Below are 22,291 nucleotides of genomic sequence, written 5' to 3' on the forward strand. Positions count from 1 at the left end.
TCGTCCGACCCTCGCGACAGCTTGATCCGCGACGGCCCGCTGTGGACTGCGCCACGTTGCGCGTCCTCCGGTTCTGCCGTACCACACTCGCCTCAAAACGGGCGCGTTTTCCGGACATTGGCCCACGAAAGGCCGATCATCCGGGCGCGGTACAACGATCGGCCAGCCTACCGCGCGCGGTACGACAACAGGATCACGGGTTGCGGTCGGGGAGTAGGCCCGTGAGCAGGAACGCGACGCTCCGCTCCGTCTCCGTCCAGGCCCTCGTGTCGAGTTCGACGGACTGGATGAGGGCGCACTCGACCTGGTAGCCGTGCTCGGTGAGGTTGCGGCCGACGAGTTCGGCCGCGTCACGGGTCGCCGCGTGCGTCACGATGCGCTGCGGACGGCGGTCGGCGACCGCGGAGACGACCTCCGCTCCCCCGCCGCCCACCCGCACGACGTCGGGTTCGGGGAGGTTCTCCAGGACGTGCGGGGCGTCGCCGTGCACGATCTGCATCTGGACGCCGTAGCGGCGGGCGGAGTCATCGGTGCGGGTACAGGCCACCAGATCGCGGTCCACCGCGATGACCGCGGCGCCGGTGCGGGCGGCCTCGGTGGCGAAGGCCCCGCTGCCGGACCCGATGTCCCACACCAGGTCACCCGCGCGCGGACCCAGGCGGGCGAGTTGCGCCGCGCGCAGCAGATCCGTTTCGCCTTCTCCGAGCGCGCCGCCGTACGCCTCGGCGGGCAGCGCCCAGCCGCGCGGTTCGGTGGCCGGGTCGCGTCCGGCGATCCAGCCGCCGTCCTCGGCCGCGGCGACGAAGCCGCCGATGACGATGACGACGTTGGGGTCGCGCCAGGTGTGGTCGGCGGCCTTGTCGGAGGTGAGGATCGTGACCCGCTCGCGCGCGGTGCCGAGTTCCTCGCAGATGACGAAGGTGCGGTGGACGCCTTCGAGGAGCAGGCCGAGTTCGGCGGGGCCCGCACCGGGCGAGGTGAGGACGGCCACCTTGGTATGGGCTCGACATACATTCACTGCGCGTCGCAGCGAGCGGCGGTGTGCGACGACCACGTGTGCGTCGTCCCAGGGCATTCCGGCGCGGGCGAATGCGGCGGCGACCGAGGAGACGGCGGGCACGACCTCGACCTCGAGGCCGAACTCGGGAGCGCGCAGGGTGCGGACGACGCCGAAGAAGCCGGGGTCCCCGTCGGCGAGGACGACGGCGCTGCCGCGGTGGCCCGCGATGCGGCGGGCGGCGAGGGCGACGCTGCCGAGCCGGATGCGCTCGGCGCCCCCGGGCACCTCGGGGAGCGTCAGATGGTGTGCCGCTCCGGCCACCAGGGTGGCCGCGCCGAGGGCGGAGCGCGCCGCCGCGGTCAGGGGGGAGCCGTCCCAGCCGATCACCGTGACGCGGTCGGCCATCGTCGTCAGTCTCCAGAGGGTCTTCGCAGGTCGTCAGGGGGCAGCCCGTGGGTGGGCTCCGTGAGGGTACCTGGCGTTGCCGGACGGGGCCGCGCGCGGGTCCCACCGGGTGCGAGCGGTTCCGGCGGGCCTCAGCGGTGCCGTCGGGCGTGAGCGGTGCCGAGGGGCGTGCGCGGTTGTCCGGGTCCGGTCGCGGGTGCCCCCGGGTTCCGGGTCCGGGTCGCCCTTGCGCTCGGTTCCGTGCCCGGTTCCGTGTTCAGTTCTGTGTGCCGTCCCGGGTTCAGTTCCAGTCGGAGAACGACGTGAAACCGCTGGAGTCGGCGAGTTGGTCGCCGACGCCTTCGAGGTCCTCCGGGAGGAGGCTCCAGACGATGAAGTCGGTGCGGTGGTCGACCCAACGGCCGTCCTCGGTGCGGCTGTGCGCTATGCACGCGTTGCGCAGGACGCCCTCGCTGATGCAGCCGATCTTCTGGGCGACCTGCTGGGAGGCGGTGTTGTCGGCCGCCGTGCGCACCTCGATGCGCTCGAACTTCTGGTCCCGGAAGAGCCATTGGGCGGTGGCGAGCGACGCCTCGGAGGCGTAGCCCTCGCCGCGGGCCCAGGGGGCGATGACGTAGGAGAGTTCGGTGGAGCGGATGTGCCAGTTCGTCTTGCCGAGCTGGATGATGCCGACCAGCCGCTGGGTGAGGAACTCGGTGACGGCGAGGTCGAGGCCGCGGCCCGCGTGGCGTTCCGCGGGCGCGTACTCACTGATCCAGGTGCGGGCGCCCTCTTCGGTGAAGGGCTGGGGCACGTCGGTCCAGGCCGCGACCTGCTCGTCGTTCATCATTTCGGACAGGGCGGGGACGTCGTCCTCGTCGAGCGCGCGCAGGACCAACCGCTCCGTGCTGATGGAGATGTCGGGGAAGGTGCTAGTCATGCGCCGCTCCGTAACCGTCGGGGACATCGGGCCGTCGGAACCTGCGGGCCCGCTGAACTGCCCAGCATGCAGCATGAAAGCACCCGACCGCACCACGGGGTCCTCCCCCAACTGCCCGAAGGGGAACAGGGAAGGACCACCGGATGCGGATGTGGGCCCCGTGCGGCGGCACGGATCGTGGGAACGGATCAGAACGAGGGGATGACCGAGCCGGCGTACTTGTCCTCGATGAACTTCTTGACCTCGGGCGAGGTGAGGAGCTTGGCGAGCTTCTTCACCCGCGGGTCGTTCTCGTTGCCCTTCTTGACGGCGAGGAAGTTGCCGTACGGGTTGTTGTTCGGCGACTCCAGGACGAGGGCGTCCTTGGCGGGCTTGAGGCCCGCGGATATGGCGTAGTTGCCGTTGACGACCGCGGCGTCCACGTCGTCCAGGGAGCGCGGGGTCTGGGCCGCCTCGACCTCCTTGAACTTGAGGTTCTTCGGGTTCTTGGAGATGTCCCGCGGGGTCGCCTCGTTGCCGGCGCCGTCCTTGAGGGTGATGAGCCCCTTGGAGGCGAGCAGCTTCAGGGCGCGCGCCTCGTTGACGGCGTCGTTCGGGACCGCGACGGTCGCGCCGCTCTTGAGGGCGTCGGCGCTCTTCACCTTGTGGGAGTACAGGCCGAGCGGCTCCAGGTGCACGGTGACGACAGGCACGATGTGAGTGCCGCGCTTCTTGTTGAAGTCGTCCAGGTACGGCTGGTTCTGGAAGTAGTTGGCATCCACCGAGCCGTCCTCGGTCGCCGTGTTCGGGACGATGTAGTCCTGGAACTCCTTGACCTCGAGGTCGAGGCCCGCCTTCTTCGCCAGGTTCTTCTTGACGAAGTTGAGGATCTCGGCGTGCGGGGTCGGGCTCGCGGCGACGATCAGCGGGCCGCTCGTGTCGGAGGCGGAGTCCTTGCCCGAGCCGCAGGCGGAGAGACCGAGGGTGAGGGCTCCGGCGGCGAGGACGGCGGTGGTGATCTTGGCAGTGTTACGCACGAAAAGTGCCTTTCCTGAGGGGTGGAGCGTCCCCGTGTTCGGGTGGGACGGGGAAGACCGCGGGTGGGGGTGGGGTATTCGGGCGGCCGGGCTCAGACGGCCTTGCCGACGTCGGCCGTGGTGGCCTCCGCGGTGGCGCTTACCTCCGCGGTCGTGGGCGTTCCGGCCTTCAGCAGCCGGAGCCTCGGCGCGGCGCCGGAGTGTCCGCCGCGTCGGTGCAGGCCGCGGGCGGCGTAGTCGCCGGCGAACTGGATGAGGGAGATGACCACGGCGAGGATCGCCACGGTGATCCACATCAGCCCGGTCTCGAAACGCTGGTAGCCGTAGCGGATGGCGATGTCGCCGAGGCCTCCGGCGCCGACGGTGCCCGCCATGGCCGAGTAGCCGATGAGGGCGACGAGGGTGGTGGTCGCCGAGGAGATCAGCGAGGGCAGCGACTCCGGTACGAGCACCCTGCGCACGACGGTCCAGGTGTTGCCGCCCATCGACTGCACGGCCTCGACGAGCCCGCCGTCCACTTCACGGACAGCCGTCTCGACGAGCCGCGCGAAGAACGGGATCGCGCCGATGGCGAGCGGCACGATCGCCGCCTCGCGACCGATCGTCGTACCCGTGATCGTGCGCGTGAAGTTCATCAGCGCGACCATCAGGATGATGAACGGCATCGAGCGGGCGATGTTCACGACCTGCCCGATGACCTTGTTCGCGGCGACGTTCTGCAGGAGTCCGCCGCGGTCGGTGAGGACGAGCAGGATGCCGAGCGGCAGACCCCCGACGACGGCGATCAGCGTGGACCAGCCGACCATGTAGAGGGTGTCCCAACACGCCTGGGACAGCAGCGGCTGCATCTCCGACCAGGTCACTTGGCACCGTCCTTCACGAGTGCGGGCTCCTGGCCCTGGATGTCGATCTGCAGGCCCTGCTCGCGCAGGAATCCGATCGGCACGACGTTCTCGTCGTAACGGCCGGGCAGTTCGATGCGCATCCGGCCGACCTGCTTGCCGCCGACGGTGTCCATCGCGGCGCCGAGGATCGAGATGTCGATGTTGTAGGTGCGGGAGAGCTGCGAGATGACGGGCTGCGTCGCGGCCTCTCCGTGGAAGGTGACGTCGATGACCGTGCGGTCGTCGCCGGAGGCGTCGCCGCTGACCGGGAAGAGCGCGGAGGCCAGCTCGGAGCCGGGGGTCGCGAGCAGTTCGGCGACCGTGCCCGACTCGACGATGCGGCCGTTCTCCATGAGTGCGGCCGAGTCGCAGACGGTCTTGACGACGTCCATCTCGTGGGTGATGAGCAGGACGGTGAGACCCAGTTGCCGGTTCAGGTCACGGATCAGCTGGAGGATGGAGCGGGTGGTCTCGGGGTCGAGGGCGCTGGTGGCCTCGTCGGAGAGCAGCACCTTGGGGTCGCCGGCCAGGGCACGGGCGATGCCGACGCGCTGCTTCTGGCCGCCGGAGAGCTGTGCGGGGTAGGCCTTCGCCTTGTCGGACAGGCCGACCAGGTCGAGCAGACCGAGCGCCTTGGTGGAACGCTCCTTCCCCGAGATGCCGAGGATCTCGAGCGGCAGCTCGACGTTCTCCTGCACGGTGCGCGAGGACAGCAGGTTGAAGTGCTGGAAGACCATGCCGATACGGCTGCGCGCCTGGCGGAGCTCCTTGCCGGCGCGCGGTCCGCGTCCGGCGAGGGCGGTGAGGTCCTGTCCGGCGACGGTGACCGTGCCGGCGGTAGGACGCTCCAGGAGGTTGACGCAGCGGATGAGCGAGGACTTGCCGGCGCCGGACTGGCCGATGACGCCGTACACCTCGCCTTCGCGGACATGCAGATCGACGCCGTCGAGGGCGGTCACTTCACGGCCGCGCGAGCGGTAGACCTTGCTGAGGCCCGTTGTCGTGATCACTGGGGATTCCGTCACTGTCGAGTGCGGGGCGTGGGTGTGCGCCGGCACGGGTGCATTCGGTCTTGAACGCGGCACGGTTCTCGCGATGGCGATGGAACCGGAGGGAACCGGGAGGAGAACGTGTGCGCGGGGCAGCCCCTGTCACGTACGCGGTACGGACTCAGGGCGCGGCGGTCCCGCTTCGGGGCGCGGGATCAGGCGGTGGTGCGGGGGCCCTCTAGAAGGCGCACATTCGACACATACAACGAGCACCGGGCGTCATGGTCGCCTCGGTCGCAAGGGTGCGGCTGCTCGTCGTGGTCATGGAGTGAAGTAAAGCAGACGGAGTGGCTCGGCCCGGAACCGCTGTCCGCATCGTGGACAGCGGTGGACACTTCTCAGCCGCGGACGGAGATCTCCACTCCCCCGTCCGTGACCAGCGCGGACAGGGCCGAGAGGTCCTTCACCACCAGGTCCGCGACCAGCTCGGAGGCCGCGTGGGTTGTGGCCAACGCCACGGTGGTCATGCCGGCGGCGCGGCCCGCCTGGAGGCCGGCCGGGGCGTCCTCGAAGACGACACAGCGGGCCGGGTCGACTCCCAGCTCACGGGCGGCGAGGAGGTAGGGCTCGGGGTCGGGCTTGCCGCGGGTGACGTCGTCGGCGGAGACCAGGGTCTTGGGCCGGATGCCGACCTCGTCGAGCCGGGCCTCGGCCAGCCGCCGGGTGGCGGAGGTGACGACGGCCCAGCGCTCGGCGGGCAGCGAGCCGAGGAAGGCGGCGGTTCCGGGCAGCAGCAGGACGCCGCCAGGAACGTCCTCGACCTCCAGCTGCTCGATGCGCGCGAGGGCCTCGGGGACGATGTGGGCGGGCAGCAGGTCGGCGGCTATCTCGACGGCGGGGCGGCCATGCAGTTCGATCCGGGCGAAGTCGTCGGCGGTGATCCCGTACTCCCGCGCCCAGCGGGTCCAGCAGCGGTTCACCGACTCCAGGGACGAGACGAGGGTTCCGTCGTTGTCGAACAGCAGGGCGTCAGCGTGGATCTTCATGTCCCCGACCCTACGGGGCGGCCGGGGGCGAGGGCATCGGGCCTTTTGGCCCGTAATAGGGTCACGGCATGCTTGATGCCCTGACGGTCGCGACCGCCGTCGCCGCGCTCGTGCTCGCCGCCTGGTGCGGCTGGGCCGCCTACCGTGATCAGCCCACCAAGGACTGGCACTTCATCGGCATGGCCGTGGTGTCCCTGCTCGCCGCGGTCCAGCTGGTGATCGGCATCGTCCAGCTGGCACGTGGCGAGAAGGCGGAGCAGGGCACGACGATCTTCGTGGCCTATCTGCTCGGGGCCTTCGTGTGCGTACCGGCCGTGGCCTTCATGTCGCTGGCGGAGCGCACCCGCTGGGGTTCGATCACGGTGGCGGCCGGCGGCGTGGTGCTCGCCGTCCTCGAAGTGCGCCTGTACGACATCTGGGGAGGCTGACGTGACGAAGGCCGAGGTCACCGTGACCGAGGAAGAAGCGACCGGGCGGAAACGGACGCGGCTCATCAGCGGTCCGGGCATGCTGCTGGTCTGGCTGTACGGAGTGATGGTCGTCGGCGCCGTGTCGCGCTCCGCCGTGCAGATCTCGACGGAGTTCGGCAAGGCCCCGCTCGCCTACTCGCTGTCGGCGGTCGCCGGCCTCGTCTACGGCTTCATCACGTACTCGCTCGTCCGGGGCGGCGAGAAGGCCCGCAGGGCGGCGCTGGTGTGCTGCGCCGCCGAGCTCGCGGGTGTCCTGATCGTGGGTACCTGGACGCTGGTGGAGCCGTCCGCCTTCCCCGACGCCACAGTGTGGTCGGACTACGGCATGGGGTACCTGTTCATTCCGGTGCTGCTGCCGCTGTCGGCCATGTACTGGCTGCGCGGGCGCTCCGCGGGGAGCCGGTAGTCCGACCGCGGGCCGGCGGGAGGTGCGGGCCACCGGCCGCCGGTCGCGTGTCCCCCGGCGGCCTGTCGTGCCGCGTCCGCCGGGCCGGCGTGGCTACGCCGTCGTCGCGTAGGTCTCCGCGGGCTTTTCCAGCACGATGACGGTGACGCCGTCGTCGCCCTTCGACGTGCCGACCGTCTCGTAGCCCACGCTTCGGTACAGCCGTAGGTTGCCGCCGCCGCGCTGGCCGGTGTGGAGCTGGATCCTCTTGGCGCCGCGCTCTCCCACCAGGGCCGCTTCGGCGGCGCGCAGGAGCCGGGCGCCGATCCCGTGGCGCTGCATGCGCGGGTGGACGATGAGCTTGTTGATCCTGGCCGTGCCGTCGGGGTCCACGGTTCCGCGGACCGAGGCCACCACCTCCTGCCCCAGCCGGGCCACCAGGACCGTACCGTCAGCCAGCTCCGCCCTGAGGGAGTCGAGCGGCTGCGTGAGCGGCTCGATGCCGTAGTCGCCGGACAGCTCGGCCTCGCTCTGGTAGCAGAGGTACTGCAGCTTGAGGATCTGCTCTGCGTCCTGCTCGGTCGCCCCCGAGATGGTCACGCTCATGCCCATGTGTGCATGCCTCCCGCTCACTTGTTCCACCGGTGTTCCCCACTCCTATCCCCGTGGTCCGCGGGCCGCAACCACCGGCGCCAGCAATCGCCGTAGACATCCAAGACATCTGGAACGTTCCGGACCAAGACTGCCCTGTGAGATACCCAACTCACCCGCGATCTCACGGTAGGTGAGGTCCCGAGGGGAGAGCAGCGCCGCCATGAGGCGCGGGCAGCGGCCGGGCAGCCGGCGTACGGCGGCGTGCAGGGCGCGGCGGGAGTCGGCGGTCATCGCCCACAGCTCGGGGCCGGGCCCGCCCGGGTCGGCGGGTTCGGAGCCGTACGGCTGTTCCCGGCGGGCCGTGCGGCGGGCGCGGCGGGCCTCGGAGCGCACCGCGCGACGCAGCCATTCCGGCGGGTCGGCGGGCGGCCCGGCCGAGTCGAGGCGCTCCAGGAGGCGCAGCCAGACGGCTTGTTCGAGGTCGCTCTGTTCGGTCCCGGTCGCGTGCGCCTCCGCCGAGGCCTCGGCGGCGAGCAGCGGACGCAGCGCGGAAACCATCTCGTGGGTCATGTGCGGCGGGACGCGGCCGCCCCGGCGGGAGGTTGCCGGGGCGGCCGGGTGTCACCCCATCCGGGGTGGCGGGGTCATCAGTTGACGAAGTCCTCGCGCGCGAGGAGCGCGGTGTCCGCGTTGTCGGAGAAGACGCCGTCGATGCCGGTGGCGAAGTAGGTCCGGAAGGCGCCGAACGCGTCGCCGTAGGCGTTCGGGTCGGTGCCCCGGCGGAAGTCGGCCGGCAGGAAGACGTTCTCGTTGCGCATGGTGTACGGGTGCAGGATCAGGCCCGCGCGGTGCGCGTCGGCGACCAGGGTGGTCGGCGTGGTGAGGGCGCCGCCGGCGTCCTTGGGGATGACCAGGTCGAGCGTGGGGCCGATGCCCTGGGCGTACGAGGCCATCCACTTCAGGCCCGCGGGCTTGACGAGGTCCGCGACCGTGCGCGGGTCGCCGGTCGCGACGAAGTCCCAGGGCCGGGTGTTCGCCGCGGAGAGCAGGACGACGAGCGCGTTGTCGACGAGCTTGTCGAGGCGCTGGATGCTGGTCGGCTCGAAGGACTGGATGATGACGGGCGAGTTCTTCCCGTCCTTGCCGTGTTTGCGCAGCACCTTGGCGAGGCGCTCCTCGAGGCCCAGACCGAGCGCCCGGAAGTAGGTGGGGTGCTTGGTCTCGGGGTAGATCCAGACCTGCTTGCCGCGCTTTCGGGTCTGCTCGTCCTGCCAGTGGAGGACCTCTTCGAAGGTGGGGATCTCCCAGCGGCCGTTGTAGAGGGTGTTGTTCGGGCGATTGGCGGGGATGCGCTCGACGGCCCGCAGGGTCTTCAGCTCGGCGAGCGTGAAGTCCTCCGTGAACCAGCCGGTGGTGGGGACGCCGTCCAGGGTCTTGGTGGTCTTGCGGCCGGCGAACTCCGGGTGCGCCGACACATCGGTCGTTCCGCCGATCTCGGGCTCGTGCCGGCAGACCAGGTGACCGTCCTTGGTGGGGACCAGGTCGCCCGCCTCGACGACGTCGGCCCCCATGTCGAGCGCCAGCTGATAGGAGCCGAAGGTGTGTTCGGGCCGGTAGCCGCTGGCACCGCGGTGTCCGATCACGGTCGGCTTCGGCAGACTCCGGTACCCGCCGCCGTGACCGCCGCCCCCGTGACGCTCGTCGGCCCGCGCCGCGCCGGACAGTCCGAGGACCGCTCCGCCCGCGCCGAGCACGGCGGCCCCGAGCAGTGCCCGCCGCCCCGTGCCCCGGCCCTGCCCGTTCGACTCCTGCGACTCCTGCGTCCCCATGTGCGCTCCTCCTGCGTACCCGCCCTGCACCTGTCAAAGCGGGTCGATCGTAGGGGCCCTTGCGTGACGGGAGGGAGACCCGCGGCGGAACAGCTGGGCTCCGCCTGATGGCGTACGGGAGGCGGGTGATGACGGATCGTCGGGTGGGGGCGGCCGACCGGGGGAACCTTGCGCCGTCCGGGGGCGACTTCCGTCACATCGTGTCGAACGGGTGACACATGCTCGATCGCAGGCCACGGCAGGTAAACATTGGTCAACAGTGCGTGTCCGGGCGGTGAACCCGATGTGCAATCACCCGGGACCCGCGAGTATCGTCCTCACCTGCACAGACTCATACCGAATCCCTTGACACCGGAGGGCCCGTTGTCCCGCTTCGTGCTCATCAAGGCAGTGCTCGGACCGATCATGCGCCTGATGTTCCGCCCACGGGTGGAGGGCGTGGAGCACATCCCGGGCGACGGTCCGGTCATCCTGGCCGGCAACCACCTCACGTTCATCGACTCGATGATCCTGCCCCTGGTCTGCGACCGGCAGGTGCTCTTCATCGGCAAGGACGAGTACGTCACCGGCAAGGGGTTCAAGGGCCGCCTCATGGCCTGGTTCTTCACCGGCGTCGGCATGATCCCCGTCGACCGCGACGGCGCCAACGGCGGTGTCGCGGCGCTGATGACCGGCCGTCGCATCCTGGAGGAGGGCAAGGTCTTCGGCATCTACCCGGAGGGCACCCGCTCCCCCGACGGGCGTCTTTACCGCGGCCGCACCGGCATCGCCCGGCTCACCCTGATGACCGGCGCGCCGGTCGTCCCGTTCGCGATGATCGGCACCGACAAACTGCAGCCCGGCGGTTCCGGGATGCCGCGTCCCGGCCGGGTCACGGTCCGGTTCGGCGAGGCCATGGAGTTCTCGCGGTACGAGGGCATGGACCGTGACCGCTATGTCCTGCGCGCCGTGACCGACTCGGTGATGACCGAGGTCATGCGGCTGTCGGGCCAGGAGTACGTGGACATGTACGCCACGAAGGCGAAGGCGGCGTAGGCACGTAGGCACGTAGGCGGCCGAACCGGCGAAGGGTCGTCCGTCGGCGCCGCGACAGGCGACGTTCACTCGGGTGAACGTCGCCTGTTGTCGTTCCAGGACGTGCCGGGCGTCGCGAGACAGGCGCGACGTGCGCAACCCGTCCTAGACCCCGGTCTCCAATTTCTGCCCCCTCAGCAGGAACCATGCCGCCACCGCGGTGGCGAGCAGTACCACCGCTCCGATGCCCGAGGCGAAGGCCAGGCCGTCCACGAAGGACGTACGGGCCGCGTCCAGCAGGGCCCCCGAGGTGTGGGCGGGGAGCTTGGCGGCCGCCTCCACCGCGCCGCCGAGGGACTCGTGAGCTCCGGCCGGGGTACCCGCGGGCCCGGTGAAGCCCGCGTACACACCCGTGACGATGGAGCCCAGCAGGGCGATGCCGAGGGCGGCGCCGAGTTCGTACGCCGTCTCGGAGACCGCGGAGGCCGCGCCGGCCTGCTCCTTGGGCACGCTGGAGAGGATCACGTCGGCGGTGACGGTGAACGAGAAGCCCGCGCCGACACCGACGGCCAGCAGCGCGGTGCCGAGCAGCGAGTAGCCGGTGGACCGGCTCAGCAGGGTGAGCGCGGCGAGCGCGAGGCCGACCGCGGCGAGCCCGCCGGAGACCACGGCACGCACCGAGTACCGCCGGGCGGCCGAGCCCGCGACCAGGCCCGCCCCCACGGCGCCTACGGCGGCGGGGAGTTCGGCCAGACCGGCCTCGAACGGCCCTCTGCCCTGCACCAGTTGCAGATACTGCGAGAGGAAGAAGACGAGTCCGGACATTCCGAAGACGGTCAGCAGGTCGGCGGCCACGGCCGCCGAGAAGCCCCGGTTGCGGAACAGCCGCATGTCCAGCAGCGGTATCGGCATGCCGAGCTGGCGCCGTACGAACCCGTACAGGGCCGCGGCGCCGAGCAGGCCCACGGCCACCGGTTGCCAGGCGAACCCGTGCATGGCCAGTTCCTTGACCGCGTACACGATGCCGATCATGCCGACGAGCGAGAGCGCGACACTGGCCAGGTCCCAGGGGCCGGGGTTCGGGTTGCGCGACTCGGGCAGCAGCTTGATGCCGACGGGCACCAGGACGAGCATCACGGGCACGTTGATCAGGAAGACCGAGCCCCACCAGAAGTGTTCGAGCAGGAAGCCGCCGACCACGGGCCCGACCGCGGTACCGGCGGACGCCGTGGCGCCCCAGATGCCGATGGCGAGGCTGCGTTCGCGCGGGTCGTGGAAGAGGTTGCGGATCAGGGCGAGCGTGGCGGGCATCAGGGTCGCGCCCGCGACACCGAGCAGCGCCCGCGCCAGGATCATCAACTCCGGTGTCGTGGCATAGGCGTTGAGCACGGATATCGCGCCGAACACGGTGGCGCCGATCAGCAGCAGCCGCTTGCGGCCGATGCGGTCACCGAGGCTGCCCATGGAGACGAGCAGGCCGGCGATGACGAAGGAGTAGACGTCGCCGATCCACAGGAGCTGGGTACCGGAGGGCTCCAGGTCCTCGCTGATGTAAGGGGTCGCGAGACCGAGCACGGTCGCGTCGACGGTCACCAGCAGCACGGCGAGTACGAGGACCGAGAGCGCGAGCCAGCGTCCCGGTCGCTTCTCCGCCTTCGCCGTGCACTCCCCCGCCTTCCCGGCTTCGTCCGTGCCGGGGACACCCCCGTGCCGCAGGGTGCTGGTCATGATCACTCTCTCCGTAGCGCGCCGCCGAGCAGCAGCTCGACGATCATGAAGGTGAAGTCCTTGGTGGCGACCCGCCCCTCCAGCACCGCCCAGGCGCCCGAGGCGATCAGCCCGTAGAGCGCCTCGGTGAGCCAGGCCGGGGTGAGGTCGATGCGGAATTCGCCGCTGTCCTGGCCGCGCCGGAACAGCGCGGCGAAACGGGCGTCGAGCCGGGCCCAGCCCTCGTGCTGCTCCTCGCCCTCGAACAGCTGGTTCTCGGTGTAGAGGAAGGAGAGGAGTCCGGCGGCCTTCTCCAGCTCGCGCACCAGACGGCGCAGCGCCTCCTGCGCGGTGCCGTCGTCGAGGCGGGCGGCGTCCAGGGCCGCCTCGCACTCCTCGATGCCGAGCGCTTCCAGCGCCCGCACGAGCGCGTCACGCCCGGCGAACTGGCGGTGCAGCGTGGCCCTGCTGATCCCGGCCGCTCGGGCGACCTCGTCCATGGTGGCGGTGGATCTGCGGGTGAGGAGGGCGGCCGCGCTGCGCAGCACATGGTCACGGTCGACAGCCATGAGACAAGAGTAGCCCACGTGAGACATCCGTGTCTCATTAGGAGCATCGACGTCTCACGTATCCCCGGTGCGGCGGGTTCTCAGTGCCAGGGAAGCCGCGCGCGGTGCTCCCAGTAGGCCCCCGGCTCCTCGGCGAGGGCGTCGAGGCGGGCCAGCCGGTCCTCGTCGAGATCGACGACCGCGGCGTGCAGGTTCGAGGCGAGCTGGTTGGCGGTGGCCGCGCCGGAGAGGACGACTCCGGCCCAGGGGCGGCACAGGACGAAGGCGAGGGCGACGGCGTCCGCGCCCAGCCCGGTCTGCGCGGCCACGGCGGCGACCGCGTCCGACGCGTGCCCGGTGGCGAGGCGGCCGTTGGCCATGGCCTCCTTGACGATCACCGTGAGTCCGGCGTCGTGCGCCTCGGCGAGCGCGGGCGCGGCCGAGGTCTCCAGGACGTTGTACGTGGACTGGACGGTACGGAAGAGGGGTGTGCCGTCGACCGTCACGGCGAGCGCGGCGCGGATCGCGTCGGCCTGCGCCGGCCCGCTCGTGGAGAAGCCGATGGACAGGCCCCCGGCTGCGGCTTCGGCGAGCTCGGCGTGCAGCTTCTTGTCGGTGAGGGCCGGACTGTCCGGGGTCACCGAGTGGATCTGGTAGAGGTCGAGCCGGTCACCGAGCAGCTCGGCGGTCTCGGCGCGCTGCCGCTCGTAGGTGGCGAGGCCGTGGTCCTTGACCTCGTGCGCCTCGGCGTCGGTGCGCCAGTCCGCCGTGTAGGTGTAACCCCACTTGCTGCCGACCACGACGTCGTCGACGTCGGGACGGGAGCGGAGCCAGTCGGCGAGGAACTCCTCGGAGCGGCCGTACGAGCGGGCCACGTCGTAGTAGCGCACGCCCTGGGCGTAGGCGGCGTCGAGGAGTTCGTGGGCGCGCTCACGCAGGGCGTCGACGCTGCGTACGGCCGGGAGGTCGTCCTCGCGGCCGAGGTTGATGTAGCCGGGGCGGCCCACCGCGGCCAGGCCGAGCCCGATGTGCGCGGTGGGAGTCGTGGCTGAGGCGAGGCGGGCGAAGGGCATCGCGGGCTCCGTTTCGATCGGCTCCGTACGGCTTCCGACCAACGTAACCCGCGATGCCCCCGCCCCACCGGACCCGCCGCTCCTTCTGCCCGGCGCCGCCACTTCCTGTCAGACACCGCCCGGATTCGTTTCGGATACCGACCGGACCTGTCCGGTGTCGCTCGTACGTGCCCGGCTCTGTCCGCTCCCGGCCGGGGGTTCCCTCACGTCCGGCGCCGGCCGCTCCCGGACGGTGTCACTTCTTCCGCTTCGCCGTGGCCCAGGTGTGCTGGGCGGTCACGTCGGACCTGATCTCCGCGAGCTGCACGGCGACCGCGCTCGGCGCCGTACCGCCACGGCCGTCGCGGGACGCGAGCGCGCCCGGCACGTTCAGCACGGACCGCACCTCGGGCGTCAGATGAGGGGAGATCTTCGCGAACTGCTCGTCGCTCAGACCGTCGAGTTCGATGCCCTCGGCCTCGGCGACCTTCACGCACTCGCCCGCGACCTCGTGCGCGACTCGGAACGGCACGCCCTGCCTGACCAGCCACTCGGCGATGTCGGTGGCGAGTGAGAAGCCGGCCGGGGCCAGTTCCTCCATCCGCTCGCGGTGGACGGTGAGGGTGGCCATCATGCCGGTGAAGGCGGGGAGCAGGACCTCCAGCTGGTCGCAGGAGTCGAAGACCGGCTCCTTGTCCTCCTGGAGGTCGCGGTTGTACGCGAGGGGCAGCGCCTTGAGCGTGGCCATCAGGCCCGTCAGGTTGCCGATGAGGCGCCCCGACTTGCCGCGCGCCAGCTCCGCGATGTCCGGGTTCTTCTTCTGCGGCATGATCGACGAGCCCGTGGAGAACGCGTCGTGGAGCGTGACGAAGGAGAACTCCTTCGTGTTCCAGATGATGACCTCTTCGGCGATCCGGGAGAGGTTCACACCGATCATCGCGGTGATGAAGGCGAACTCGGCGACGAAGTCGCGGGACGCCGTGCCGTCGATCGAGTTCGCGACCGAGCCGTGCTCGAAGCCGAGGTCCTTGGCGACCGACTCCGGGTCGAGGCCGAGCGAGGAACCGGCCAGCGCGCCCGACCCGTACGGCGAGACGGCCGTGCGCTCGTCCCACTGGCGCAGGCGCTCGGCGTCCCGGGACAGCGACTGGACGTGCGCGAGGACGTGGTGCGCGAAGAGCACGGGCTGCGCGTGCTGGAGGTGGGTGCGGCCGGGCATCGCGACGTCCGGGTGGGCCTCGGCGAGGCCGATCAGCGCGTCCTGGAGGTCGGCGACCAGGCTGCCGATGATCCGCGCGTGGTCGCGCAGGTACATCCGGAAGAGGGTCGCCACCTGGTCGTTGCGGGAGCGGCCCGCGCGCAGCTTGCCGCCGAGGTCCGGGCCGAGGCGCTCCAACAGGCCCCGCTCCAGGGCGGTGTGGACGTCCTCGTCGGCGATGGTGCCGACGAAGGAACCGTCCGCCACATCGGCTTCGAGCCGGTCCAGGCCTTCGAGCATCCGGGTCAGCTCGTCGTCCGTGAGGAGGTCCGCTTTGTGCAGCACGCGCGCGTGGGCACGCGATCCGGCGATGTCGTAGGGCGCGAGCCGCCAGTCGAAGTGGACGGACGCGGACAGCCTGGCCAGGGCCTCGGCGGGACCGTCGGCGAACCGGCCGCCCCAGAGCCGTACGTCACCGCTGTTGCTGCTCACTTGCGTTGCTCCTCAAAGATGGCGGTGTGCGACCGCCTCCGCACCCAGGAAAGTGAGGAGGCGGCCGTCAGGCTAGTGCGTGCGGGGTGGGCTTCGGTGTCACCCCAGGTCGCGCTTGGCGGCGATCTTCGACGACAGGCTGTAGATGTCGATGAAGCCCTTGGCGGCCGCCTGGTCGAAGGTGTCGCCCGTGTCGTAGGTCGCCAGGTCGAAGTCGTAGAGCGACGAGTCGGAGCGCCGGCCGGTGACGACCGCGCGGCCGCCGTGCAGGGTCATCCGGACGTCCCCGTCGACCTGCCGGTTGGCCTCGTCGATGAAGCCGTCCAGAGCGCGCTTGAGCGGGGAGAACCACTGGCCGTCGTAGACGAGTTCGCCCCAGCGCTGCTCGACCTGCCGCTTGTAGCGGGCCAGTTCGCGTTCGACGGTGACGTTCTCCAGCTCCTGGTGCGCGGTGATCAGCGCGATCGCGCCCGGAGCCTCGTACACCTCACGGGACTTGATGCCCACGAGCCGGTCCTCGACCATGTCGATCCGGCCGACGCCCTGGCCGCCGGCCCGCTCGTTGAGCTGCTGGATGGCCTGCAGGACGCTGACGGGCCTGCCGTCGAGGGCGACCGGTACACCCGCCTTGAAGGAGATGACCACCTCGTCGGCCTCGCGGGGCTCGGCCGGGTTCGCGGTGTACTCGTAGATGTCCTCGATCGGCGCGTTCCAGATGTCCTCGAGGAAGCCCGTCTCGACGGCCCGGCCGAACACGTTCTGGTCGATGGAGTACGGGGACTTCTTGCTGGTGGCGATCGGGAGCCGCTTCGCCTCGCAGAAGGCGATCGCCTTGTCGCGGGTCATCGCGTAGTCGCGGACCGGGGCGATGCACTTGAGGTCGGGGGCCAGGGCGACGATGCCGGCCTCGAACCGCACCTGGTCGTTGCCCTTGCCGGTGCAGCCGTGGGCGACCGTGGTGGCGCCGTGCTTGCGCGCGGCGGCGACGAGGTGCTTGACGATCGTCGGCCGGGAGAGCGCGGAGACCAGCGGATAGCGGTCCATGTAGAGGGCGTTGGCCTTGATCGCCGGGAGGCAGTACTCGTCGGCGAACTCGTCCTTCGCGTCCGCGACCTCGGCCTCGACGGCACCGCAGGCGAGCGCGCGCTTGCGGATGACGTCCAGGTCCTCGCCGCCCTGGCCGACGTCCACGGCGACGGCGACGACCTCGGCGCCCGTCTCCTCGGCGATCCAGCCGATGGCGACGGAGGTGTCCAGACCGCCGGAGTAGGCGAGTACGACGCGCTCGGTCACGGGATTCTCCTTCACAGTGCATCCGCTGGCATGCATGAGTATGCAGAACTCTGCATGATTCGTCAATCGAGACTCACTCTTCGGAGTGCCGAGCCATCCCGGAGCCAACACGCCGGGGAAATCCTTAGACAAGCGAAGGACCTTGCTCGATAATCGTTAGACATGGGAAAGACTTATGAACGCATCGACGGCCGGCTGCGCACGTTCATCGAGGCCCAGCCCCTCTTCTTCACCGCGACCGCGCCGCTGTCCCCGGACGGCACGATCAACCTCTCCCCCAAGGGCATCAGCGGTTCGTTCGCCGTGCTCGACGAACGAACCGTGGCCTACCTCGACTTCGCCGGCAGCAACGCGGAGACCATCGCGCACCTGCGGGAGAACGGCCGGATCACCCTCATGTGGTGCGCCTTCCAGGGGCCGCCCAACATCGTCCGGGTGCACGGCCACGGCGAACCCGTCTTCCGTGACGACCCCCGCTTCAAGGAACTGCTCGCGCGCTTCCCCGGCGTCGACCCCACCCCGCACGGCCTGCGCGCGGTCATCGTCGTGACGGCCGAGCTCGTCCGCGACACCTGCGGCTACGCGGTGCCCTTCATGTCGTACGACGAGGACCGCGACCTGCACGCCAAGCGCTTCGCCCGCGAGGACGACACCTCCCTGAACACCTACTTCACCAAGAAGGAGCACATCGCGACGAGCCTGGACGGCCTACCCGGGCTGCCGCTCCCGCTGCCGCCCACTACCGTCTGAGCCATGCGCCTCGGAGCCGTCGCACTCGCGTCCGCGTCCCTTCTCGCCCTCGCCCCGGGCGGCCCGCCGCCCCTGCCCGAGCAGCTCGCGGACACCGGCGGCGGCAGCCAGCTGATCACGGCACAGGCGCCGCGCGCCGACGCGACGTCGGGCACGCTCACCTGGTGGGACCGGCGCGACGGACACTGGGTGAAGACCGGGTCGGCGGTGGCTCGCTTCGGGGCCAAGGGGCTGGTCGAGGGCGGCTCACGCAGACAGAGCACGAACACGACACCCACGGGGCTGTACGGCCTCCCGTACGCGTTCGGCATCCGGAAGGCGCCGGACGGCACCCGGGCCCCCTACCGCCGGGTGCGCCAGGAGTCCTGGTGGTGCGAGGACAACGACTCCCGCTCCTACAACCGCTGGACCGAGCCCCGCCCCGCCGACTGCCGCGCCACCGAGTCCGAGCACCTGATCACGTACGACCCGCAGTACGCGTACGCCCTCGTCGTCGGCTTCAACTACGACAAGCCGGTACGGGGTCGCGGCGCCGGCATCTTCCTGCACGTCGACGGGCGCGGGGCGACCGCCGGCTGTGTGTCCGTGCCGGTGGAGGCCATGCGGCGGATCCTCGCCTGGGTCGATCCCGCGCGAGCGCCGCACATCGCGATCGGAACGACGGGAGGCGGCACCGCCCTGACCCGGTACTGAGTTGCCGGGGCGTCGAAGCGGATCTGCGGCTCGATGTCCGGCGCTCGGTGCCCGGCGCCACCAAGCGTGTGCCCACTCGCGTTGGCCCACACACGTGGGCCCACACACGTTCGCCGATTCGCAGTGCGCCGAATGCCCGGATCGGGCCCGTCCGCGCGGGCACCTGCCCGGCCGGCGGCCACCGGCACTCACGGAATCGGAACAGGACTCCGCAGCCACTGAACGCACAGCCGTCGGCGACCGTATCTCTGGGCCAGGGGACCCCTCCCCTCACCCCGTCCCCAACGGACGCCCACGGAGGAACCGTTGTCCACGATCGCCGGTGGCCGCGCCGCGCGGCGCCAGACGCTGCGCCGAATCCGCCCACGACGCTCCCCCGCCGTCCCCCTGCTGCTCGCCGTCTGGGCGGGCGCGGCCGGGGTCATCTGGCTGTGGTGGAGCAACACCCCGTCCATCGCGGACGACAACAGCAAGATCCTCAACGCGGGCCGCATCACGGGGCTGCTCGCCGGGTACCTGATGGCACTGGTGGTGCTGCAGATGGCCCGGGTGCCCGCCCTGGAGCGCCGGGTGGGCTCGGACCGCGTCGCGCGCTGGCACGCGATGAGCGGCCGGTACACGATCTGTCTGGTCCTCGCCCACCTCGTCCTGATCATGTGGGGCTACGCGCTGCAGGCGGGCAAGAGCTTCGGCGACATCGTCCAGCAGACCATCGACTCGATCGACCAGCTGCCCGACATGGGCAAGGCGGCGATCGGCACCGGTCTGCTGTTCCTCATCGGTCTGCTCTCCATCGGCCCGGTGCGCCGCAGGATGGGGTACGACACCTGGTACCACATCCACCTGCTCACCTACGCCGCCGTCTTCCTGACGTTCTGGCACCAGCTGTCCACGGGCAACGAGTTCGCCGTCGAGCCGACCGCGAAGACCGTCTGGTACGGGCTGTACGGGTCGGTCACGGCGCTGGTGCTCTGGTACCGGATCGTGGCCCCGATCCGGCTGAACCTGAAGCACCGGATGCGGGTCGAGGCGGTTGTCGAGGAGACGCCCGGCATCGTCTCGGTGCTGATCAGCGGCCGGAAACTGCACCGCATGGGTGCCGAGGCCGGGCAGTTCTTCCGCTGGCGCTTCCTGGCACCGGGCATGCGGCTCAGCTCGCACCCGTACTCGCTGTCGGCGGCGCCGCGCCCCACCATGCTGCGCATCACGGTGAAGGCGATCGGCGACCACAGCTCCGCGCTGCGCGACCTGCGGCCCGGCACCCGGGTCTGGGCCGAGGGCCCCTACGGGGCGTTGACGGCGGCCAAGCGCAGCCGCGGCAAGGTCCTGCTGGTGGCCGGCGGTGTGGGCATCACGCCGATGCGGGCCCTGTTCGAGACACTGCCCGGCTCAGCGGGCGATCTGACCCTGCTCTACCGGGCCAACACCACCCAGGACCTCGCCCTGTGGGACGAGCTGGCCTCGATCGCCGAGGAACGCGGGGCCCGGCTGATGTACGCGGTGAACAGTCCCGAGGGCGAGCGCCCGGACATCTCGGCGGAGACCCTGAGCCGGAAACTTCCCGACATCGACCGCCACGACGTCTTCATGTGCGGGCCGCCCGGCTTCGCGCAGCAGGTCTACGAGGCACTGCGCGGCGCGGGGGTTCCCGCCCGCCGCATCCATCACGAGTCGTTCGAGATGTGAGCGACGGGAGTCAGGAGCGATGAAGAAGAGCCACCCCATTCGACGTGCCGTGCTGGCCGGCGCCGCCACCGTGTCCGGGATCGTCCTGCTGCTGTCGCTGAAGCCCGCCTCCGATCCGGCGTCCGCGTCGGCGCAGGGCGCGGCGGCACCGCAGCAGTCGGCGGCGGCGCAGGAGTCGCCCCAGGGCGGCAGCGCGCAGCAGTCGTCCTCGGGTGCCCGGACCGTCACCGGCGACGTCGCCCAGACCCAGTACGGTCCTGTCCAGGTCCGTGTCACCGTCAGCGGCGGCAAGGTCACCAAGTCCGAGGTCGTCCAGATCCCCACCGGTGGCCGCAGTACCGAGGTGAGCAACAGCTCGGTGCCCAGGCTCAACCAGGAGGCCGTCGCCGCGGGCAGCGCCGACATCGACGCCGTGTCCGGTGCCACGTACACGAGCGCCGGGTACAAGAAGTCGCTGCAGTCGGCGCTCGACAAGGCGAAGGCCCAGGGCGGCGGGGCGTCGGGGTCGGCGGGGTCCACCGGTGCCGCGGGCTCGTCGGGCTCGGCGGGCTCGTCCGGTTCCTCCGCGGCGCCCCAGGCTCCCGCCGCGCAGGCCCGCACCGTCACCGGAAGCGTGGCCCAGACCCAGTACGGCGCCGTCCAGGTCCGTGTCACCGTCAGCGGTGGCAAGATCACCAAGGCCGAGGCCGTCCAGGCGCCCAAGGGCGGTCTGAGCGACCAGAAGACCGCGATGGCCGTTCCCAAGCTCAACCAGGAGGCCGTCGCGGCCGGAAGTGCCGACATCGACGCCGTGTCCGGTGCGACCTACACCAGCACGGGATACAAGCAGTCCCTGCAGTCGGCCCTGGACAAGGCCGGTGGCTGACCCCTCCCAGGAGCCGCACGCGCTGCGGCACGCCGAAGAAGTCATGGGTACCGTCTTCTCGTTCGACGTGCGCGGCGGCGAACCCGGTCTCGTCCGGGCTGCCTTGGATGAGGCGGTGGCCGAACTCCACCGGGTGGACGAGGTGTTCAGCACCTATCGCGAGGACAGTCAGCTCTCCCGTCTGGCACGTGGTGAGCTGAGCGTCGAGGAGTGCGATCCGGAGGTCGGCGAGGTGCTGGACCTGTGCGCCGAGGCGGAGCGGCTGAGCGCGGGCTGGTTCAGCACGAGGTACGGGGGACGGCTCGACCCGACCGGCCTGGTGAAGGGCTGGGCGACCGAGCGTGCGGCCCGCCGTATGGCGGCGGCCGGTGCGAGCGGGGTGAGTGTGAACGGGGGCGGTGACGTCCAGTTGTTCGGGGTTCCCGGTTCCCACCGTCCCTGGCGGGTCGGCGTCTCGGATCCGCTGCGTCCCGGTGGGCTCGCGGCCGTGGTCTCCGCCGCCGGTGTGGACGAGCTGGCGGTGGCCACCTCCGGGACCGCCGAGCGCGGCGCCCACATCGTCGACCCGAGCACCGGCCGCTCCGCGGTCACCGACCTGGTCGCCGTGACCGTGGTGGGTCCCCGCCTGACCTGGGTGGACGCCTGGGCGACGGCCGCCTTCGCGATGGGTTCCCGTGAGGCCCTGAGCTGGCTGGAGTCCCTTCCGGACATCGAGGCCCTCCTCATCACGGCGGGCGACGAGGTGCGATGCACCGGTGGTCTCGCCCAGCGCCTGGGATGACCGGAGCGGCCCCGTCAGGGACGCGGGGAACTGCGCGACCAGCCCCGTGCGGCCCGCAGCCGAACGCGGACATACGGAAGGGGAGGGGCACCCCCGGTCGGGGGTGCCCCTCCCCTTCCGTACTCCTCAGTGGTCGTTCTGCGCCAGCCGCAGCAGATGGTCGGCCAGCGCCTGCCCACCCGTCGCGTCCCGGCTGATCAGCATCAGTGTGTCGTCGCCGGCGATCGTCCCGAGGATGTCGTGCAGCTCCGCCTGGTCGATCGCCGAGGCGAGGAACTGCGCGGCCCCCGGAGGGGTGCGCAGGACCACGAGGTTCGCGGACGCCTCCGCGGAGATCAGCAGTTCCGAGGAGAGCCGGCGCATCCGCTCCTCCTTCGCCGACTCCCCCAGGGGCACGCGCGGGGTGCGGAAGCCGCCCTCGCTCGGTACCGCGTAGATGAGGTCGCCGTCGTTGTTGCGGATCTTCACCGCGTTCAGCTCGTCCAGGTCCCGGGAGAGCGTCGCCTGGGTGACGTTCAGCCCGTCGTCGGCGAGGAGCTTCGCCAACTGGCTCTGCGAGCGCACCGGTTGCCGGTTGAGGATGTCCACGATCCGGCGGTGGCGTGCGGTACGGGTCTGCGGCACGGCAGGCCCGGCATGCTCGTGGTCCTGCGCCTGGCTCATCGTCGTCGTCCC

Annotated in this window: 23 protein-coding genes; 8 read left to right on the top strand and 15 right to left on the bottom strand. The window is 70.8% G+C overall.

Features of this window, described 5'->3' with window-relative positions:
* Window positions 1-193: 193 nt before the first annotated feature.
* The 6 genes from cbiE to HEP85_RS08365 all read right to left on the bottom strand — a co-directional run bounded on the left by cbiE (window position 194) and on the right by HEP85_RS08365 (window position 6,259).
* The gene (gene cbiE, locus HEP85_RS08340) at window positions 194-1,405 is read right to left on the bottom strand and encodes a precorrin-6y C5,15-methyltransferase (decarboxylating) subunit CbiE (RefSeq protein WP_168527216.1); all 1,212 of its coding nucleotides are present in this window, start codon (window positions 1,403-1,405) and stop codon (window positions 194-196) included.
* Between the two features lie 280 nt (window positions 1,406-1,685).
* Window positions 1,686-2,324, bottom strand: a complete 639-nt coding sequence (locus tag HEP85_RS08345; protein WP_168527217.1) for a GNAT family N-acetyltransferase — start codon at window positions 2,322-2,324, stop codon at window positions 1,686-1,688.
* 188 nt (window positions 2,325-2,512) lie between these two features.
* Window positions 2,513-3,340, bottom strand: coding sequence for a MetQ/NlpA family ABC transporter substrate-binding protein (locus tag HEP85_RS08350; RefSeq protein ID WP_168527218.1), 828 nt, complete (start codon window positions 3,338-3,340; stop codon window positions 2,513-2,515).
* Between the two features lie 92 nt (window positions 3,341-3,432).
* Window positions 3,433-4,203: a methionine ABC transporter permease gene (locus HEP85_RS08355; protein ID WP_369657648.1), complete on the bottom strand. Its 771-nt coding sequence runs from the start codon at window positions 4,201-4,203 to the stop codon at window positions 3,433-3,435.
* Window positions 4,200-5,234, bottom strand: coding sequence for a methionine ABC transporter ATP-binding protein (locus HEP85_RS08360; protein WP_168527220.1), 1,035 nt, complete (start codon window positions 5,232-5,234; stop codon window positions 4,200-4,202). The genes HEP85_RS08355 and HEP85_RS08360 overlap by 4 nt, the downstream gene beginning before the upstream one ends.
* A 377-nt stretch (window positions 5,235-5,611) precedes the next feature.
* Window positions 5,612-6,259, bottom strand: a complete 648-nt coding sequence (locus tag HEP85_RS08365) for an HAD family hydrolase (RefSeq protein ID WP_168527221.1) — start codon at window positions 6,257-6,259, stop codon at window positions 5,612-5,614.
* 68 nt (window positions 6,260-6,327) lie between these two features.
* On the opposite strand from HEP85_RS08365, the gene HEP85_RS08370 reads away from it, so the two are divergent.
* Together HEP85_RS08370 and HEP85_RS08375 are read left to right on the top strand one after the other, a co-directional pair.
* A complete protein-coding gene (locus tag HEP85_RS08370; RefSeq protein WP_168527222.1) occupies window positions 6,328-6,687 on the top strand; it encodes a hypothetical protein in 360 nt (119 codons plus the stop codon).
* Between the two features lie 79 nt (window positions 6,688-6,766).
* A complete protein-coding gene (locus HEP85_RS08375; protein WP_168533437.1) occupies window positions 6,767-7,135 on the top strand; it encodes a hypothetical protein in 369 nt (122 codons plus the stop codon).
* 93 nt (window positions 7,136-7,228) lie between these two features.
* Here the strand turns inward: HEP85_RS08375 and HEP85_RS08380 are convergent, their stop codons facing one another.
* From HEP85_RS08380 to HEP85_RS08390, 3 genes are all read right to left on the bottom strand, one after another.
* The gene (locus HEP85_RS08380) at window positions 7,229-7,726 is read right to left on the bottom strand and encodes a GNAT family N-acetyltransferase (protein ID WP_168527223.1); all 498 of its coding nucleotides are present in this window, start codon (window positions 7,724-7,726) and stop codon (window positions 7,229-7,231) included.
* 45 nt (window positions 7,727-7,771) lie between these two features.
* Entirely contained in the window at window positions 7,772-8,278 is a 507-nt protein-coding gene (locus HEP85_RS08385) for a sigma-70 family RNA polymerase sigma factor (protein WP_168527224.1), read from the bottom strand.
* A 77-nt stretch (window positions 8,279-8,355) separates the two neighbouring features.
* Window positions 8,356-9,537, bottom strand: a complete 1,182-nt coding sequence (locus HEP85_RS08390) for a glycerophosphodiester phosphodiesterase (RefSeq protein ID WP_168527225.1) — start codon at window positions 9,535-9,537, stop codon at window positions 8,356-8,358.
* Window positions 9,538-9,882: 345 nt separating this feature from the next.
* Here HEP85_RS08390 and HEP85_RS08395 point away from each other — a divergent pair, with 345 nt between their 5' ends.
* A complete protein-coding gene (locus HEP85_RS08395; protein ID WP_168527226.1) occupies window positions 9,883-10,572 on the top strand; it encodes a 1-acyl-sn-glycerol-3-phosphate acyltransferase in 690 nt (229 codons plus the stop codon).
* A gap of 144 nt (window positions 10,573-10,716) precedes the next feature.
* On the opposite strand, the gene HEP85_RS08400 is transcribed toward HEP85_RS08395, so the two are convergent.
* The 5 genes from HEP85_RS08400 to HEP85_RS08420 form a co-directional block, all read right to left on the bottom strand.
* Window positions 10,717-12,279 carry an MFS transporter gene (locus HEP85_RS08400; protein ID WP_168527227.1) on the bottom strand — a complete coding sequence of 521 codons (1,563 nt, stop codon included), beginning with the start codon at window positions 12,277-12,279 and terminating at the stop codon, window positions 10,717-10,719.
* A gap of 2 nt (window positions 12,280-12,281) precedes the next feature.
* Window positions 12,282-12,827: a TetR/AcrR family transcriptional regulator gene (locus HEP85_RS08405; protein ID WP_248001869.1), complete on the bottom strand. Its 546-nt coding sequence runs from the start codon at window positions 12,825-12,827 to the stop codon at window positions 12,282-12,284.
* 80 nt (window positions 12,828-12,907) lie between these two features.
* Window positions 12,908-13,879 carry an aldo/keto reductase gene (locus HEP85_RS08410; RefSeq protein WP_168527229.1) on the bottom strand — a complete coding sequence of 324 codons (972 nt, stop codon included), beginning with the start codon at window positions 13,877-13,879 and terminating at the stop codon, window positions 12,908-12,910.
* A 235-nt stretch (window positions 13,880-14,114) separates the two neighbouring features.
* Complete coding sequence (gene argH, locus HEP85_RS08415; protein ID WP_168527230.1) at window positions 14,115-15,548, bottom strand: argininosuccinate lyase; 1,434 nt, start codon at window positions 15,546-15,548, stop codon at window positions 14,115-14,117.
* Between the two features lie 99 nt (window positions 15,549-15,647).
* The gene (locus HEP85_RS08420) at window positions 15,648-16,841 is read right to left on the bottom strand and encodes an argininosuccinate synthase (protein ID WP_168527231.1); all 1,194 of its coding nucleotides are present in this window, start codon (window positions 16,839-16,841) and stop codon (window positions 15,648-15,650) included.
* A gap of 162 nt (window positions 16,842-17,003) precedes the next feature.
* Between HEP85_RS08420 and HEP85_RS08425 the strand changes: the two genes are divergently transcribed.
* The 5 genes from HEP85_RS08425 (at window position 17,004) to HEP85_RS08445 (ending at window position 21,616) form a co-directional block, all read left to right on the top strand.
* Complete coding sequence (locus tag HEP85_RS08425; RefSeq protein WP_168527232.1) at window positions 17,004-17,591, top strand: pyridoxamine 5'-phosphate oxidase family protein; 588 nt, start codon at window positions 17,004-17,006, stop codon at window positions 17,589-17,591.
* A 3-nt stretch (window positions 17,592-17,594) separates the two neighbouring features.
* On the top strand, window positions 17,595-18,284 hold the full coding sequence (locus HEP85_RS08430; RefSeq protein WP_168527233.1) for a L,D-transpeptidase: 690 nt from the start codon (window positions 17,595-17,597) through the stop codon (window positions 18,282-18,284).
* Between the two features lie 306 nt (window positions 18,285-18,590).
* On the top strand, window positions 18,591-19,970 hold the full coding sequence (locus HEP85_RS08435) for a ferric reductase-like transmembrane domain-containing protein (RefSeq protein ID WP_168527234.1): 1,380 nt from the start codon (window positions 18,591-18,593) through the stop codon (window positions 19,968-19,970).
* A 19-nt stretch (window positions 19,971-19,989) separates the two neighbouring features.
* Complete coding sequence (locus HEP85_RS08440) at window positions 19,990-20,835, top strand: FMN-binding protein (protein WP_211117872.1); 846 nt, start codon at window positions 19,990-19,992, stop codon at window positions 20,833-20,835.
* Between the two features lie 43 nt (window positions 20,836-20,878).
* Complete coding sequence (locus HEP85_RS08445) at window positions 20,879-21,616, top strand: FAD:protein FMN transferase (RefSeq protein ID WP_168533441.1); 738 nt, start codon at window positions 20,879-20,881, stop codon at window positions 21,614-21,616.
* Window positions 21,617-21,742: 126 nt separating this feature from the next.
* Here the strand turns inward: HEP85_RS08445 and HEP85_RS08450 are convergent, their stop codons facing one another.
* On the bottom strand, window positions 21,743-22,279 hold the full coding sequence (locus HEP85_RS08450) for an arginine repressor (protein WP_168527235.1): 537 nt from the start codon (window positions 22,277-22,279) through the stop codon (window positions 21,743-21,745).
* Window positions 22,280-22,291 lie beyond the last annotated feature (12 nt).

Origin of the sequence: Streptomyces sp. RPA4-2 (genome assembly GCF_012273515.2) — a bacterium.
Taxonomy (GTDB): Bacteria; Actinomycetota; Actinomycetes; order Streptomycetales; family Streptomycetaceae; genus Streptomyces; species Streptomyces kaempferi.

Coding starts and splice junctions, on each gene's coding strand:
- cbiE (WP_168527216.1), bottom strand. CDS start 1,405: ATGGCCGACCGCGTCACGGTGATCGGCTGGGACGGCTCCCCCCTGACC.
- HEP85_RS08345 (WP_168527217.1), bottom strand. CDS start 2,324: ATGACTAGCACCTTCCCCGACATCTCCATCAGCACGGAGCGGTTGGTC.
- HEP85_RS08365 (WP_168527221.1), bottom strand. CDS start 6,259: ATGAAGATCCACGCTGACGCCCTGCTGTTCGACAACGACGGAACCCTC.
- HEP85_RS08370 (WP_168527222.1), top strand. CDS start 6,328: ATGCTTGATGCCCTGACGGTCGCGACCGCCGTCGCCGCGCTCGTGCTC.
- HEP85_RS08375 (WP_168533437.1), top strand. CDS start 6,767: ATGCTGCTGGTCTGGCTGTACGGAGTGATGGTCGTCGGCGCCGTGTCG.
- HEP85_RS08380 (WP_168527223.1), bottom strand. CDS start 7,726: ATGGGCATGAGCGTGACCATCTCGGGGGCGACCGAGCAGGACGCAGAG.
- HEP85_RS08385 (WP_168527224.1), bottom strand. CDS start 8,278: ATGACCCACGAGATGGTTTCCGCGCTGCGTCCGCTGCTCGCCGCCGAG.
- HEP85_RS08390 (WP_168527225.1), bottom strand. CDS start 9,537: ATGGGGACGCAGGAGTCGCAGGAGTCGAACGGGCAGGGCCGGGGCACG.
- HEP85_RS08400 (WP_168527227.1), bottom strand. CDS start 12,279: ATGACCAGCACCCTGCGGCACGGGGGTGTCCCCGGCACGGACGAAGCC.
- HEP85_RS08405 (WP_248001869.1), bottom strand. CDS start 12,827: ATGGCTGTCGACCGTGACCATGTGCTGCGCAGCGCGGCCGCCCTCCTC.
- HEP85_RS08410 (WP_168527229.1), bottom strand. CDS start 13,879: ATGCCCTTCGCCCGCCTCGCCTCAGCCACGACTCCCACCGCGCACATC.
- HEP85_RS08425 (WP_168527232.1), top strand. CDS start 17,004: ATGGGAAAGACTTATGAACGCATCGACGGCCGGCTGCGCACGTTCATC.
- HEP85_RS08430 (WP_168527233.1), top strand. CDS start 17,595: ATGCGCCTCGGAGCCGTCGCACTCGCGTCCGCGTCCCTTCTCGCCCTC.
- HEP85_RS08440 (WP_211117872.1), top strand. CDS start 19,990: ATGAAGAAGAGCCACCCCATTCGACGTGCCGTGCTGGCCGGCGCCGCC.
- HEP85_RS08445 (WP_168533441.1), top strand. CDS start 20,879: ATGGGTACCGTCTTCTCGTTCGACGTGCGCGGCGGCGAACCCGGTCTC.
- HEP85_RS08450 (WP_168527235.1), bottom strand. CDS start 22,279: ATGAGCCAGGCGCAGGACCACGAGCATGCCGGGCCTGCCGTGCCGCAG.